Raw genomic sequence first — 15,124 nt, 5'->3', positions numbered from 1 at the left:
GTCAGCCCTTGACGTACGGTATGCCGCTTGCCGCCGGCGGTCGGGACCTGCCCACCAGTCCAGCGACGGCGAAGACCGTGAGGGCGTAAGGCAGCATGGCCATGAACTGGCTCGGCACGGGCGATCCGATGATGGTGATGACGCTCTGGAGGTTGTCCGCGAAGCCGAACAGCAACGCAGCCAAGAAGGCGCCGATCGGGTTCCAGCGCCCGAAGATCAGCGCCGCCAGGGCGATGTACCCGCGGCCACCCGACATGTCCTTGCTGAAGGCATCCACGGATACGAGCGTGAAGAACGAGCCGCCAATGCCCGCGATCGCACCACCCATGAGCACGTTCCAGAAACGGGTCCGGTTGACGTTGATGCCCACGGTGTCGGCCGCCTGCGGGTGCTCCCCGACGGCCCTCACGCGCAGTCCCCACTTGGTGTGGAAGAGGCCGAGGTAAACCACGATCACGGCGATGTACATCAAATAGCCCACGAGGGACTGGTGGAACAGGATGGGGCCGATGATGGGGATATCGGACAGGAAGGGAATGTCCACGGGAGGCAAGCGCCCCGGCTTGTTGAGCCCATCCGGGTCAGCCGTCAGCAGCGTGGAAAAGAGGAAGCTCGTCAGGCCACTGATGAGGACGTTGAGCACGACGCCGACGATGATCTGGTTGACGAGGTACTTGATGCTGACCACGGCCAGGACCAAGGAAACAAGCGCCCCGGCTACGGCAGCCGCGACCAGCCCGGCGTAGACATTGTGCGTCACCGTGGCAACAACGGCCGCGGAAAACGCTCCCAGCAGGAGCTGCCCTTCGATGGCGATGTTGACCACGCCGACGCGTTCGCACAGGACGCCGGACAGGGATCCGAAGACCAGCGGCACGGCCAGGGTGACGGATCCTGCGATCAGTCCGGCGAGCGAGATGGACGGCTCATCGCCGTTTCCGCCAGCCACGATCCAGACCATGAACCCGATGAGGAACACTGCGGCAAACGTACCGCCTACCCAGCGGGGGGTGGCCTTCTTCGCCTGTGTCAGGTACACCGTGTAGCCGGCCAGGCCCAGGAGAATCACCGAGGCGATCCAGCCGATGGCCGCGGAAGGAAGCGTGATCTTGGAAACCTTCGCCACTCCCAGCGCGGCGAGTCCAAGGACCACCACGGCGGCGACGGTGGATGGCGGCAACCAACCCGGAACTGAAGCCGAGCCCGAGGCGCGGCCTGAACGACGGCGGGCGAACCACATATATCCGAGGCCGACCGAAAGCAGCAGCGCCAGGATGAACGTGACCAACGCGGCAACACTGGAGGCTGCTTCATTGGCCGCCTCGGCAATGCCGAAGCCCGCCGACTTCGAATCGGACATGAACCCGAACAGCACGGTGCCCAGGATTGCGAGCAGGGACAGTCCGATTCCGGCCTTCCAGCTCACCAGCTCCGTGGCACCCGTCTTCCCCGGGCGCGCAGGGGCGTTACCGGCGGGTGTGCCACCGCCGGACTGAGTTGTTGTGGTGCTCATGCTGTTGCAGCTCCGCTCTCGATTTTTCCGGAGGGCATGGTTCCGGAGCCGGGGCCGCCAGTGGCCTTCTTCTTTTTCCGCGGGTTCAGTCCGAAGATCGCGCGCACCAGCGGCGGTGCCGCGATGAACAGGACGATCAGGGACTGGATGACCAAGACAATGTCGATGGGGGTCTGGGTCTCAGCCTGCATCGCGACGCCTCCCGCACGGAAGGCGCCGAACAGGAGCCCCGCGAAGAAGGTTCCCCACGGCGTCGAACGGCCCAGCAACGCGACCGTGATGGCGTCGAATCCGATGGAAGCAGCGACGCCTCCGCTGAGGTATTTCTCCGTTCCGGATACCTGCGCAATGCCGGCCAGGCCCGCAAGCGCGCCCGCGATCGCCATCACGAGGATCACGGCGCGGGGAACGTTGATTCCGGCCGTGCGTGCCGCGCTCTGGTTGGCGCCCACGGCCCGGAATTCAAAGCCGAGCGTGGAACGCTTCAGGAGCCACCACACGAAAACGGTCGCGAGCACGGCCAGGAGGAAGCCTGCGTGGAGCCTGAACTGGGGCCCAAGCAACTCCGGAAACAGTGCCGACTGGTCCAGGAAGGGCGAGATCGGGTTGGTTGAACCCTTTCGCTGGAAGGCCGGAGTTGTGAGGAGGAACAGGAGCAGGAAGTTGGCGATGTAGTTCAGCATGATGGTCACGATGACCTCATGCGCCCCGGTCCGGGCTTTGAGGAGGCCGACGACGCCGCCCCACACCGCGCCGCCGACGAATCCGGCAACGATGACGAGCAGCAGGTGAACCAGGAAAGGCAAATGCCAGGTGAATCCCACGTAGGCGCCGAACAGTGCGCCAAAAATGATCTGGCCTTGCGCGCCGATGTTGAACAGTCCCGCACGGAAGGCCAAGGCCACGCCGAGTCCTGCCAGGATCAGGGGCGTTGAGACCGTCAGGGTTTCAGTGATCGGGTACAGCTGGGCTGCGGTGTCGGCACCGGCCCAGTTGAAGATCGACCCCTGGACGAGCGCCACGTAGGGCCTGAAGACTTCGGTGAGCATGTCCCCCGGCCGCGCGAAGAAATAGCCCGCCGTTTCGGCCACTTTGGGGTTGGTCACGGCCATCAGGATTCCGCCGAGCACAATCGCGAGAACCACGGACAACACCGAGACCATGGCGTTTCCGGTCACGATCTGCCGGAAGACCGAACCACCGGCGGCGTGCGGGATCTGCCCGCCCTGGCTGGTGGCCGGAATGACCGACGGCGCCATGGCACCGTCTGCCGTGTCCAGCGCGAGATCCAGGACGACCTCGTCGTCCAATGTCTCCGGGCGCTCCGGCGCGACGTCGTTTTCCTGTCGAGGGGCGTTGGACTCAGACATGTGTTCCTCCCTCGAGGGTCTTGTGTGCAGTCAGTTCTGCCTCATGTTCCGGAACGCCTGCCATCATCAAGCCCAGCACATCGCGCGAGGTGCCGGCGGGAACGATCCCGACGAGCTTTCCCCGGTAGAGAACGGCGATCCGGTCAGCGAGTTCGAGTACTTCGTCGAGTTCCGTGGAAACGATCATCACGGGAGTTCCGTTGTCCCGTTCGGCGATGACCCGTTTGTGCACGAATTCGATGGAGCCGACGTCGAGGCCCCGGGTGGGTTGCGATGCGATGAAGAGCCTCAAGGGCCTGGACAGCTCCCTGGCCAGAACCACCTTTTGCTGGTTGCCGCCGGAGAGCGTGCCCACGGCGACGTCGATCGACGGCGTCCGGACATCGAACTCTTCGACCTTCTTCTCCGCGTGGGAAGCAATCAATGCCGGCTTCATGCCGATGCCTTGGGCAAACGGAGGCTTGTCGTAAAGGTCCAGGACCATGTTCTCGGAAATGGAGAACGTTCCCACCAGTCCGTCGATCTTGCGGTCCTCGGGGACAAACCCGACGCCGGCGGAAAGGACCTGCTTGACGCTCTTGCCGAGCAGTTCGACGCCGTCCAGGACGATGGACCCGGTGACGTGCGGCTGGACGCCGAGGATGGCTTCCGTGAGCTCCGTCTGGCCGTTGCCTTGGACACCGGCGATGGCCAGCACTTCACCCTTGGCGATGTCGAAACTCAGGCCGTCCACGACGTGCTGGCCATTGTGGTCGACAACGGTCAGGTCGCGGACCTTGAACGTCGCCTCGCCCGGTTGGGCAGGCTTCTTTTCCAGGGTCAGGCTGACTGCCCGGCCCACCATCGCCGAGGCGAGTTCGGTCGGGGAGGCGGAGGGGTCAGCCGAGCCCACCACTTTCCCTCGCCGGATCACCGTGATGATGTCCGAAATTTCCTTGACCTCACGCAGCTTGTGCGAAATGAAGACAATTGATTTTCCGGCGGCCTTGAGCTGCCGGATGATGTCCAGAAGCTCATCGGTTTCCTGCGGAGTCAGAACCGCGGTCGGTTCATCGAGAATCAGGACTTCGGCGTCGCGCACCAGCGCCTTGATGATCTCGACCCGCTGCTGCACGCCCACGGGCAGGTCTTCCACGAGGGCATCGGGATCGACGTGGAATCCGTACTGCTTGGAAATCTCGGAGATCTTGCGGCGGGTTTCATCCAGGTTCAGGAAGCCGGCTGCCTTGGTGGCTTCGTTTCCCAACGCGACATTCTCGGCCACGGTGAACACCGGAATCAGCATGAAGTGCTGGTGGACCATTCCAATCCCGGCCGCCATGGCATCGCCGGGGCCCTTGAAGACCACCGGCTTGCCGTCAACCAGGATTTCGCCCTCGCTGGGATCGTAGAGTCCGTAAAGGACATTCATCAGGGTGGATTTACCGGCACCGTTTTCGCCCAGGAGGCAATGGACTTGGCCGGGTTCAACCACCAGATCGATGTGGTCATTGGCTACGAGGGATCCGAAGCGCTTCGTGATCCCTTTCAGTTCGAGTTTCAAAACTCCAACCCATCTATAAAGGATGGCTCCTCGTCATCACCGTGCTCCCAGCATAGTGCTCGGCCACGGGGTGTCGAAGAGCAAATTGAGGGCAACGCAGAACGCGCTGCCCTTCCGCCAAAACTCGGCTGAAGGGCAGCGCGACGCGGTTTAGCCCGGATTATTACTTGGGGCTGGACTTCGATTCGACCTTGACAGCGCCGGAGATGATGTCCTTCTTCAACTGGTCAAGATCGCTCTTCATGTCAGCCGGAACTGCGGAGTCGAGATCATGGAACGGGGCGAGTGCCACGCCTCCGTTGTCGAGCGTGCCGACGTACGGGCTGGGATCGAACTTGCCGTCCTTGTCGGACTTGATGACGGTTTCGACGGCAGTCGCCATGGTCTTCTGGACCGAGGTCAGGATGACCGACTTGTAGGCGGGCGCGGTCAGGTAGCCGTCCGAGTCGACCCAGATCAGCTTTGCGTCCGTGCCCTTTGCCTTGGCATCAAGGATCGCGCTTCCGGCGCCCGCTCCCACCGGACCGGCGACGGGAAGGATGACGTCTGCGCCCTGGTCCAGGAATCCCTGGGTAAGGACCTTGCCCTTGTCGACCTGCTTGAAGTCGCCGACGAAGGTTCCGTCCTGCTTGTCCTTGTCCCAGCCGAGCAGCTGGACGGACTTGCCCTTCTTCTGGTTGTAGTACTTCACGCCATCGGAGAATCCGTCCATGAAGATGCTCACGGTGGGGATGTTGAGGCCACCGAACGTGGCAACCTTGCCCGTCTTGGAGGTGCCGGCGGCGAGGTACCCGGCGAGGAAAGCGGCCTGGGCCGTGTCATAGACAATCGGCTTGACGTTCTTCGGGAAGGTGGGGTCCGAGTAGTCGATGATGGCGAAGTGGCTGTTCGGGTTCGCCGTCGCGATGTTCTTCGTGGCATCGCCCAGGAGGAAGCCGACCGTGACCGTCAGCTTGCACCCTTGCTGGACCATGGAACGGAGGTTGGGGTCGTAGTCCGTGTCAGCCTTGGACTGGACGTGCTTCTCCTGGATGTTCAGGTCCTTGGCCGCAGCCTGAAGGCCTTCGTAGCCCGACTGGTTGAACGACTTGTCATCGAAGCCGCCCGAGTCGGACACCATGCATGCGGTGTAGTCCGACTTGGTGGCGCTGCCCGAGCTTGACGCAGACGGTGCGCTACCGCAGCCTGCCAGCAAAAGTGCAGCGGCGCCCGCAGTTGCGACGCCTGCAAATGAACCGCGCTTTAGGGTGGCACGCAGTGATTGCTTCAATTTTCCTCCAGGAAGAAAGTTATTGATGCTACGACAGTCGGTCAATGAGTGTCCGTTTCGAAAACTCGAGTCTGAAATTCTGTTTTCACTGATGCTTCGCAGCACTGCGCCTGGGGCGCACTGATGGCTCAACTTTAGTGGGATTGAACACACCCGGCTAACACAAAAGCCCAACAACCCGAAGATTGTTGGGCTTTTGTTACCAAGCAGTAGTGGAACTCCCAGCCAACGGTCCTAGGATGCCCGCTCACCAAGGCGTACGAGCATCTTGCCTGTGTTGGCTCCGTCCAGGAGGTCGATGAAAGCCTGTGGCGCGTTTTCCAGTCCGTCAATGATCGTCTCGTCGTAGCGGACCGTCCCGTCGGCCAGCCATCCGGCCATCTTCCCGCCGAACTCCGCCGCGTGCTGGCGCTGGCCGCTGACGAGGAAGCCGCGAAGGGTCAATTGCTTCCCGATGGCCACGGCCAGGTTCCGCGGGCCCGGCGTGGGCTCGGTGGAGTTGTACTGCGAAATGGCGCCGCACATTGCGACACGTCCACCCACAGTGAGGACTGCGAGGGCGGCCTCCAAGTGTTCGCCGCCTACGTTGTCAAAATAGACATCGATGCCCCGCTCCCCCGCGGCCTCACGAAGCTGCTCCACCACGGGACCATCGTGATAGTCGAAGGCCGCATCGAAGCCGAGTTCCAGCAGGCGCGCCACCTTCTCCGGAGAGCCGGCGCTGCCGATCACCTTGGAGGCGCCCATCGCCTTGGCAACCTGGCCGACAATCGAACCTACCGCGCCTGCGGCACCGGAAACGAAGACGACGTCACCGGCCTTGAACTCGGCCACCTTAAGCAGCCCGGCATACGCCGTCAGGCCCGTCATGCCAAGCGCTCCGAGGAACGCCGACGTCGGCGCCAGGCCGGCCGGAACCGGCATCGCGCTTGCCGCATCCACAACGGAATATTCGCGCCAGCCGAGCTGGTGCACGACGACGTCGCCCACCTTGAGCGCCTCGGAACGGGACGCGATCACCTCACCCACCGCACCGCCGTCGAGCGCTGCGTCGAGCTGGAAAGGCGCCGAATAGGACTTCGCGTCATTCATTCGGCCGCGCATGTAGGGATCGACGGACATGAACTCGTTGCGGACCAGGATCTGGCCGTCCTGAAGCTCCGGCAGATCGGACTCGGCCAAGCGGAAGTTCGCGGTGGCCGGGCGTCCCTGCGGACGGGACGCCAGCTGGATTTCGCGGGTGCGTGTGGGAAGTGCGGCGCTCATGCAGCCACCTCCACGAGCTTGATGTCGACGGCGATGTTCCCGCGGGTCGCGTTGGAGTAGGGGCAGATCTGGTGGGCCTTGGCCACGAGCTGCTCGGCGGTTTCCCGGTCGAGCGCGGGCAGTGCGATCTCGAGTTCGGCGGCGAGTCCGTAGCCTTCACGATCTTCCAGGGCACCGAAGTGGATCTTGGCGGCGACGGCGGAATCGCTGAGATCCACGCGGGCCTTCCGTCCTACCAACCGCAGCGCAGAGTGGAAGCATGCGGCGTATCCGGCGGCGAAGAGCTGCTCGGGGTTGGTGCCCTGGCCGTTCCCGCCCAGTTCCACCGGGCTGGCGAGTGTCACGTCCAGCTTGCCGTCATTGGTGCGTGCGCTGCCTTCGCGGCCTTCACCGGAGGCAAGCGCCTCCGCTATGTACAAAGTCTTCACTGTGGTTCCTTTTCCTTCGATGGGATGGATGATCAGATGGCTGACTGGAGGGCGGCGGTAAGCCGGCCCAGGGTGTCGTGAAGCTGCGCAAGCTCGGCAGCGCTCAGGCCTGCGGCGTCGGCGAGCCGTTGCGGTACCGCCCCGGCCCGTGCGCTGAGGGCCCGCCCGGCATCGCTCAAGTGGATCTCGACGCGACGCTCGTCCTCGGTTGAACGCAGGCGCTCCACGAGGCCCAGGGCTTCAAGCCTCTTGAGGAGCGGCGACAAGGTGCCCGAATCGAGTCCCAGCTCGATACCCAGTTCGCGGACGCTTCGGGGCTCGTTCTCCCAGAGCACCAGCATCACGAGGTACTGCGGATACGTCAGTCCAAGCTCGTCCAGCACCGGGCGGTAGACGGCCGTAGCCGCCTTCGAGGCGGAATAGAGCGCGAAACAGACCTGGCGGTCGAGGCGGGGAGCTTCACTCATGGGAATAACGATAGCCCACAATTAAATTGTGCACAACTCAATTGGCCCAACGACGCCCGCTCACAAACAAGCCCCACCCCACAAACGCCCGCTCACAAACAAGCCCCGACGGCGGGATCCTCCCGCAGATGAGCTGAGCGGGCGTCGGCCTGAACGGCGGCAAAGGTGAGCGGGCGTCCGCCGTTTTAGAGATCCCGGATGGTTCGCAACGCAGCGGCGGCCAGGACTTGGATCGCGAAGCCGAGGGCACGCTCGTCCACGATGAAGTCGCCTCGGTGGAGATCGTATTCTTCGCCACCGGGCGTGTGGGTTCCGAGCCGCATCATGGCACCGGGCAGGTCGGCGAGGAACCAGGCAAAGTCCTCACCGCCCATGGACTGCGGCGTCAGGACGACGGCGTGCTCGCCGAGTTCCGCACGGGCCGCGGCCTCGATGATGGCAGTCTCGTGTTCCGAGTTGACCACGGGAGGGACGCCGCGGGTGTGCTCAAGGTGTACGTCCACTCCGTACGGCGCAGCGACTTGCTGGACGACGTCGTCGAGCAGTTCCCCGGCGCTATGCCAGGCGTCACGGTCCAGGCAGCGCATGGTGCCTGCCATGTAGCCGCTGGCGGGGATGGCGTTGGGCGCGGAACCTGCCGTGATCTGGCCCCACACCACCGACACACCGCTGCGCACGTCCACGCGCCGGGAGAGGACAGCCGGGACGTTGACGGCGATCTGGGCCAGCGCGAAGACCAGGTCTTCAGTCAGATGCGGACGGGATGTATGGCCGCCGCGTCCGGTCAGTTCGATCTTGATGGTGTCCGAGGCGGAGGTGATGGCGCCGATGCGGGTACCGATCTTGCCGACGTTGATGCGCGGATCGCAGTGCAGTGCCAGAATCCGCGGGACACCCTGGAGCACGCCTTGCTCGATGCAGGACAACGCCCCGCCGGGCATGGTTTCCTCTGCCGGCTGGAAGATGATGCGGACCGTGCCGCCCAAGGGGGATTCCTGGTGCATGGCGTGCAGCACCAAAGCGATGCCGAGCATGCTGGTGGTGTGAACGTCATGCCCGCACGCGTGGGTGACCCCGTGGTTCTTCGATGCGAACGGAAGCCCGGTCTCTTCGATGATGGGGAGAGCGTCGATATCGCCGCGCAGGGCCGTGGCGATGGGCCCCTCGCCGACGTCGACCGTCAGCCCGGAGCCCTCCAGCCGACGGGGCTCGAGGCCTGCCGCCTCGAGCCGTTCAACCAGCTTGTCCGTGGTACGAAATTCCTTGAAGGAAAGTTCGGGGTGCGCATGCAGGTCCCTCCGGAATTCGATGAGTTCCGGCAAGAGATCATCAAGCCACGGTTTCACCACGGGGGTCGGCTCGGTTTCGGTAGTGAAATTGCGCACCTCACAACTCTAGCCATCCGCACCCTCCGAATAGCGAAAGGGGTCTCTTGGTTACGACCGGCGCCACCGGAGTGCGCTAGAGAACGTCGGTGTCCCCGCTGGCCTTGAGCGCGTCCACCGCTCCCTTGACCCGTTGGGCATGCTCCTTCGTGGTGACAAGCAGCGCGTCCGGCGTATCAACGATCACGACGTCCTTGATGCCGATCAGCGCAATCACACGCTTCGTATCGGAAACAACCACGCCGCTGGCGTTCTCGGTGAAGACACGGGCGCCTTCACCGAGGACCGTCACCTCATCGACGTCGCCGGCATTGTTGAGGCGACCGATCGCGGCGAAGTCTCCGACGTCGTCCCAGCGGAAGGTACCGGGCACGACTGCGACATCGCCCGCCGCCGCGGCGGGTTCGGCCACGGCGTAGTCAATGGCGATCTTCGGCAGTGTCGGCCAGACCCGGGCGGTCACTTCATCGCGGTCCGGGGTGTCCCAAGCGTCCGCAATTTCCTGCAGTCCGGCAAACAGCACCGGCTGGTTGGCTTCGAGGTGCTTGAGCATGAGTGCAACGGGAGCGACGAACATGCCGGCGTTCCAGACATAGTCGCCGGTCTCGAGGTACTTCTTGGCAATGTCTTCGCTCGGCTTCTCGACGAATTCGACCACCGCATGCGCGTTCGGCGCATTGTCGATATTGAGCAAGTCGCCGGTACGGATATAGCCGAATCCGGTTGACGGGTGCGTCGGCTTGATGCCGATGGTGACGATTTTTCCAGCGGCGGCAGTGTGGATGGCCTCGCGGACGGTTTCCCGGAAGAGATCGTCAGGGCTGATGACGTGGTCGGCGGCGAAGGAACCCATGATGGTGTCCGGGTCACGGCGGTGCAGGATGGCGGCGGCGAGTCCGATGGCCGCCCCCGAGTCCTTTGGCTCGCTTTCGAGGACCAGCTCGTCCTCGCCCACTTCGGGAAGCTGGCGGCAAACAGCAATGCGGTGCGCCACGCCCGTCACTACCAGCACGCGGTTGCCGGCCAACGGTTCGAGGCGGTCGTACGTTGCCCGCAGCAGCGTGCTCCCCGAACCCGTGAGGTCGTGCAGGAATTTGGGCGCGGCAGCGCGCGAAAGCGGCCACAGGCGCGTGCCCACTCCACCGGCCGGAATAACCGCGTGGAAGTGGCGCAATGGCGATTCGAGGCTTGCAGCGTTTTCTATACTCACCGCAACACCTTATCCGACACGCGCGCAAGTCCCACTTTGTGGTCTTCGTCTCACCCTCGCCGCGGAAAGGCCGGAATTCAGGCGAACACCCGCACTCTCGTTACAACAAGGGGCACCTAAATTGAATAAGCTGTGAGCGAAGCCTAGATTTAGGCTGAGCTACGAGTGCTCTCGCGGCTGGCGTTCCCCCCGCATGGATCCCGTGCAAGCGCCGCTGTGTTGCAGGAAGGTTTATTCAGTGCCGACAAAACCAGCTGGCACCTTGTACCGCGGCCGTGAAGGCATGTGGTCCTGGGTTGGACACCGCATTACCGGTGTTGTGATCTTTTTCTTCTTGTTGGTCCATGTGCTGGACACCTCATTGGTGCGTGTGTCCCCGGAGGCCTACACGGCCGTTATCGGCGCCTACAAGAACCCCCTCATGGCCCTGGGCGAGACGGGCCTCGTCGCAGCGATCGTATTCCACGCCTTCAATGGCCTGCGCGTGATCGCCATTGACTTCTGGAAGAAGGGCGCCAAGTACCAGCGCCAGCTGCTGTGGACCGTCCTGGTCTTGTGGCTGGTCGTTTTCGGCGCCTTCGCCATCCGCCACTTGTCCCTCGCACTGGGAGGCCACTAAGCCATGAGCACTGACATTCAAAGCCCGCGCAGCGGAAAAGTGAGCGGCGGGAAGATTGCTCCGCAGTACCGTCGCGGCGCCGGTTCCAAGGGTAACTTCGAGATGTTCGCTTGGCTGTTCATGCGGCTCTCCGGCGTCGTGCTCGTGGTTCTGATCTTCGGCCACCTCTTCGTGAACCTCATGGTGGGCGAGGGCATCCACGGCATCGACTTCGGCTTCGTGGCCGGCAAGTGGGCCGACCCGTTCTGGCAGTTCTGGGACCTGGCCATGCTGTGGCTCGCCATGCTGCACGGCACCAACGGCGTCCGCACCATCATCAACGACTACGCCGAGAAAGACGCCACCCGCCTCTGGCTCAAGGTGGTCCTTTACGCGGCTACAGTCGTCATCGTGGTTCTTGGCACACTGGTGATCTTCACGTTCAACCCGTGCCCTGTCGCCAACGGCGTTCAGCTGCCGGGCGGGTTCTGCCCGGCGCCGTAGCCGCTCCGCTGCACCACCGGCTCGTCCGGCTGTGCACAACACGCGCGGAGCAGGCTCCGCCGACCATCTGACTTAGAGAGAAAGAGCATCTGGTATGCAGGTCCATAAGTACGACGTCGTTATTGTCGGTGCCGGCGGCGCCGGCATGCGCGCCGCGATCGAATCCGGTCAGCGCGCACGCACCGCAGTACTGACCAAGCTCTACCCCACCCGTTCCCACACCGGCGCGGCCCAGGGCGGCATGTGTGCAGCCCTCGCCAACGTCGAAGAGGACAACTGGGAGTGGCACACATTCGACACCATCAAGGGCGGCGACTACCTGGTTGACCAGGATGCAGCCGAAGTCATGGCGAAGGAAGCCATCGACGCCGTGCTGGACCTGGAAAAGATGGGCCTTCCGTTCAACCGCACGCCCGAAGGCCGCATTGACCAGCGCCGTTTCGGTGGCCACACCCGTGACCACGGCAAGGCTCCCGTCCGCCGCGCCTGCTACGCAGCAGACCGCACGGGTCACATGATCCTGCAGACCCTGTACCAAAACTGCGTCAAGCACAATGTTGAGTTCTACAACGAGTACTACGTCCTGGACCTGCTGACCGTCGAGGAAGACGCAGTCCGCGAAGACGGAACGCCGTACAAGCAGAAGCGTGTTGCCGGCGTCGTGTCCTACGACCTCGCCTCCGGCGAATTGCACGTCTTCCAGGCGAAGTCCGTGGTGTTCGCCTCCGGCGGCGCTGGCAAGGTCTTCAAGACCACCTCCAACGCCCACACCCTGACCGGTGACGGCATGGGCATCGCCTTCCGCCGCGGAATCCCGCTCGAGGACATGGAGTTCTTCCAGTTCCACCCGACCGGTCTCGCCGGCTTGGGCATCCTCCTCTCGGAAGCTGCCCGCGGCGAGGGCGCGATCCTTCGCAACTCGGAGGGTGAGCGCTTCATGGAACGCTACGCACCCACCATCAAGGACCTCGCGCCCCGTGACATCGTGGCCCGGTCCATGGCCAACGAAGTCCGTGAGGGACGCGGCTGTGGCCCGAACAAGGACTACGTCCTCCTGGACCTGACCCACCTGGAGCCGGCGCACATTGACGCCAAGCTTCCGGACATCACCGAGTTCGCGCGCACTTACCTCGGCGTCGAGCCCTACACGGAACCCGTTCCCGTGTTCCCGACGGCGCACTACGCCATGGGCGGCATCCCCACCAACATCACCACCGAGGTCCTGCAGGACAACGACACCATCGTGCCGGGCCTGTACGCGGCCGGCGAAGTTGCTTGTGTTTCCGTGCACGGCTCCAACCGCTTGGGGACCAACTCGCTGCTGGACATCAACGTCTTCGGCAAGCGAGCGGGCATCGCCGCAGCCGAATACGCCAAGACGGCGGACTTCGTGGAGCTCCCGGAAGACCCGGAGGCCTACACGCTGGATCTGCTGAACCACGTCCGCACGGCAGATGGTGGTGAAAGGGTTGCCGCGATCCGCAAGGAACTGCAGGACACCATGGATGCCAACATGCAGGTCTTCCGTACCGCGGATACCCTGAACCAGGTGCTCACGGACATCGCGTCCCTCGAAGAGCGCTACCAGCGCATCAGCGTCCAGGACAAGGGAAAGCGCTTCAACCTTGACTTGCTCGAAGCAGTGGAGCTGGGGTTCCTGCTGGAACTGGCCAAGGTCATGACAGTTGCTGCCCTGCACCGCGAAGAGTCACGCGGAGGCCACTTCCGGGAGGACTTCCCGGAGCGCGACGACGAAAAATTCATGAAGCACTCCATGGCGTATAAGGATGAGCACGCCCCAGCGGACGGATCTGCGGAAGCAATCGCGGGCATCCGACTCGGCACCAAGCCTGTTGTCTTTACGCGCTACGAGCCGATGGTGAGGAAGTACTAAGATGTCTGCCGAACTTGCTGAGCCAGCATCCAAGATCGAGCTGCCCGCGCACATTGGTGGAGGCGGGGAAATTCCCACCTTCAACATCACCCTGCGAGTGCGACGCTACAACCCCGAGGTCTCGGAAGAGCCCGTATGGGAAGACCACCAGCTGACGATGTACGGCACCGACCGCGTGCTGGACGCCCTGCACAAGATCAAGTGGGAGATCGATGGCTCGCTGTCCTTCCGCCGTTCCTGCGCACACGGCGTGTGTGGCTCCGACGCCATGCGCATCAACGGCCGCAACCGCCTCGCGTGCAAGACCCTGCTGAAGGACCTGGACACCTCCAAGCCCATCACCGTTGAACCGATCAAGGGCCTCCCGGTGGAGAAGGACCTGATCGTGGACATGGAGCCGTTCTTCCAGTCCTTCCGCGAAGTCATGCCGTTCCTGATCAACAAGGGCCACGAGCCCACCAAGGAACGACTGCAGTCGGTCGAGGACCGTGAACGGTTCGATGACACCACCAAGTGCATCCTGTGCGCTGCGTGCACCTCGTCCTGCCCGGTGTTCTGGACTGACGGCCAGTACTTCGGCCCGGCCGCGATTGTGAACGCGCACCGTTTCATCTTCGACTCCCGTGACGATGCCGGTGACATGCGCTTGGAGATCCTCAACGACAAGGAAGGCGTGTGGCGTTGCCGCACCACCTTCAACTGCTCAGAGGCTTGCCCGCGTGGCATCCAGGTGACCCAGGCGATCGCCGAGGTCAAGCAGGCTATCCTGGCACGCAAGATCTAGTTTCCGAAGTTAGAGTACGACGACGGTGTCCCCCATGGCGGGGTACGCCGTCGTCGTTCTTTAAGAGTCGCCCGCGAAAGCCGGGCAAGCCGCACAACGAAAGGCGGACAGGTGTCCAAATCCATGAAGATCAGCTTCGAAGGCAGCACCGGAGATCTCCTGGCAGGTATCGTGGATGTTCCCGAGGGCCCGGTCCGGGGCTGGGGCGTGTTCTCCCATGGGTTGACCCTCGGCAAGGACAGCCCCTCTGCTTCGCGTATCTGCAAGGGCTTGGCGGACCTTGGGGTCGGCATGCTTCGCTTCGACAACCTCGGGCTGGGCGACTCTGCGGGCGAATGGTCCGCCGGATCGTTCAGCGTGAAAGTGGCGGACACTATCCGCGCGGCGGAGTTCATGCGTGCGGATGACAAGGAAATCTCCCTGCTGGTAGGCCACTCTTTCGGCGGGGCGGCTGTCCTGGCGGCGGCTCTAGGTCTTCCCGAGGTTCGGGCTGTTGCCACTGTGGGCGCTCCCTTCGAGCCCAAGCACGTGGAGCACATGTTCGACGCCGAAGTAAGCACGATCCTCAGTGAAGGCAGCGCAGAAGTCAATCTGGGCGGCAGGCGGATGGAGGTTCGCCGCCACTTTGTGGAGGACGTGGAGCAGGCCGACCTCAGGGACTGCATCCGCACTTTGCACCGGCCCCTCATGGTCCTGCACTCCCCCACGGACAATACCGTGGGCATCGACAATGCCAGCGAGATCTTCCAAACGGCGCGGCACCCGCGGAGCTTCGTTTCGCTCGAAGGCAGCGACCACCTGTTGACCGGCAAGGGACAGGCCGCCCGGGTTGCCCGGATCATCTCAGCGTGGGCCGGTCAATACCTCGGCGACTAACGCGAGCCCCAGCCCA

General features: G+C 63.4%; 14 protein-coding genes. 5 read left to right on the top strand and 9 right to left on the bottom strand.

Annotation, left to right across the window (positions count from 1 at the left end; translation table 11 throughout):
• Position 1: 1 nt before the first annotated feature.
• From KNN17_RS13020 to KNN17_RS12980, 9 genes are all read right to left on the bottom strand, one after another.
• The gene (locus KNN17_RS13020) at positions 2-1,240 is read right to left on the bottom strand and encodes an ABC transporter permease (protein ID WP_370873915.1); all 1,239 of its coding nucleotides are present in this window, start codon (positions 1,238-1,240) and stop codon (positions 2-4) included.
• A gap of 269 nt (positions 1,241-1,509) precedes the next feature.
• The gene (locus KNN17_RS13015) at positions 1,510-2,883 is read right to left on the bottom strand and encodes an ABC transporter permease (RefSeq protein ID WP_372489673.1); all 1,374 of its coding nucleotides are present in this window, start codon (positions 2,881-2,883) and stop codon (positions 1,510-1,512) included.
• Positions 2,876-4,426 carry an ABC transporter ATP-binding protein gene (locus KNN17_RS13010; protein ID WP_241709467.1) on the bottom strand — a complete coding sequence of 517 codons (1,551 nt, stop codon included), beginning with the start codon at positions 4,424-4,426 and terminating at the stop codon, positions 2,876-2,878. Before KNN17_RS13010 ends, KNN17_RS13015 begins: the two co-directional genes overlap by 8 nt.
• A gap of 163 nt (positions 4,427-4,589) precedes the next feature.
• Positions 4,590-5,696 carry a BMP family lipoprotein gene (locus tag KNN17_RS13005; RefSeq protein ID WP_171983400.1) on the bottom strand — a complete coding sequence of 369 codons (1,107 nt, stop codon included), beginning with the start codon at positions 5,694-5,696 and terminating at the stop codon, positions 4,590-4,592.
• 234 nt (positions 5,697-5,930) lie between these two features.
• Complete coding sequence (locus tag KNN17_RS13000; protein ID WP_241709466.1) at positions 5,931-6,962, bottom strand: NADP-dependent oxidoreductase; 1,032 nt, start codon at positions 6,960-6,962, stop codon at positions 5,931-5,933.
• Entirely contained in the window at positions 6,959-7,390 is a 432-nt protein-coding gene (locus tag KNN17_RS12995; RefSeq protein ID WP_078105983.1) for an organic hydroperoxide resistance protein, read from the bottom strand. The genes KNN17_RS13000 and KNN17_RS12995 overlap by 4 nt, the downstream gene beginning before the upstream one ends.
• Positions 7,391-7,422: 32 nt before the next feature.
• Positions 7,423-7,857 carry a MarR family winged helix-turn-helix transcriptional regulator gene (locus KNN17_RS12990; protein ID WP_241709465.1) on the bottom strand — a complete coding sequence of 145 codons (435 nt, stop codon included), beginning with the start codon at positions 7,855-7,857 and terminating at the stop codon, positions 7,423-7,425.
• A 185-nt stretch (positions 7,858-8,042) separates the two neighbouring features.
• Entirely contained in the window at positions 8,043-9,242 is a 1,200-nt protein-coding gene (locus KNN17_RS12985; protein WP_078105985.1) for an amidohydrolase, read from the bottom strand.
• A gap of 76 nt (positions 9,243-9,318) precedes the next feature.
• Positions 9,319-10,452: a mannose-1-phosphate guanylyltransferase gene (locus KNN17_RS12980; RefSeq protein ID WP_078105986.1), complete on the bottom strand. Its 1,134-nt coding sequence runs from the start codon at positions 10,450-10,452 to the stop codon at positions 9,319-9,321.
• A 238-nt stretch (positions 10,453-10,690) separates the two neighbouring features.
• On the opposite strand from KNN17_RS12980, the gene sdhC reads away from it, so the two are divergent.
• From sdhC to KNN17_RS12955, 5 genes are all read left to right on the top strand, one after another.
• Entirely contained in the window at positions 10,691-11,071 is a 381-nt protein-coding gene (gene sdhC / locus KNN17_RS12975; protein ID WP_241709464.1) for a succinate dehydrogenase, cytochrome b556 subunit, read from the top strand.
• Positions 11,072-11,074: 3 nt separating this feature from the next.
• A complete protein-coding gene (locus tag KNN17_RS12970) occupies positions 11,075-11,554 on the top strand; it encodes a succinate dehydrogenase hydrophobic membrane anchor subunit (protein ID WP_078105988.1) in 480 nt (159 codons plus the stop codon).
• Between the two features lie 94 nt (positions 11,555-11,648).
• Positions 11,649-13,448 (top strand): succinate dehydrogenase flavoprotein subunit, encoded by a 1,800-nt coding sequence (gene sdhA / locus KNN17_RS12965; protein WP_241709463.1) that lies wholly within the window; start codon positions 11,649-11,651, stop codon positions 13,446-13,448.
• Position 13,449: 1 nt separating this feature from the next.
• Complete coding sequence (locus tag KNN17_RS12960) at positions 13,450-14,232, top strand: succinate dehydrogenase iron-sulfur subunit (protein WP_078105990.1); 783 nt, start codon at positions 13,450-13,452, stop codon at positions 14,230-14,232.
• 111 nt (positions 14,233-14,343) lie between these two features.
• Positions 14,344-15,108: an alpha/beta hydrolase family protein gene (locus KNN17_RS12955; protein ID WP_078105991.1), complete on the top strand. Its 765-nt coding sequence runs from the start codon at positions 14,344-14,346 to the stop codon at positions 15,106-15,108.
• Positions 15,109-15,124: the final 16 nt, after the last annotated feature.

Origin of the sequence: Arthrobacter bambusae, from assembly GCF_022606295.1 — a bacterium.
GTDB classification, from domain to species: Bacteria; Actinomycetota; Actinomycetes; order Actinomycetales; family Micrococcaceae; genus Arthrobacter; species Arthrobacter bambusae_A.
The sequence above is the reverse complement of the archived record's forward strand: the minus strand, read 5'-3'. Positions and strand labels throughout refer to the sequence as shown.

Bases quoted from the DNA above. Each gene is read 5' to 3' on its own strand.
- KNN17_RS13000 (WP_241709466.1), bottom strand. From the start codon at position 6,962: ATGAGCGCCGCACTTCCCACACGCACCCGCGAAATCCAGCTGGCGTCC.
- sdhA (WP_241709463.1), top strand. From the start codon at position 11,649: ATGCAGGTCCATAAGTACGACGTCGTTATTGTCGGTGCCGGCGGCGCC.
- KNN17_RS12990 (WP_241709465.1), bottom strand. From the start codon at position 7,857: ATGAGTGAAGCTCCCCGCCTCGACCGCCAGGTCTGTTTCGCGCTCTAT.
- KNN17_RS12970 (WP_078105988.1), top strand. From the start codon at position 11,075: ATGAGCACTGACATTCAAAGCCCGCGCAGCGGAAAAGTGAGCGGCGGG.
- KNN17_RS13020 (WP_370873915.1), bottom strand. From the start codon at position 1,240: ATGTGGTTCGCCCGCCGTCGTTCAGGCCGCGCCTCGGGCTCGGCTTCA.
- KNN17_RS13015 (WP_372489673.1), bottom strand. From the start codon at position 2,883: ATGTCTGAGTCCAACGCCCCTCGACAGGAAAACGACGTCGCGCCGGAG.
- KNN17_RS12960 (WP_078105990.1), top strand. From the start codon at position 13,450: ATGTCTGCCGAACTTGCTGAGCCAGCATCCAAGATCGAGCTGCCCGCG.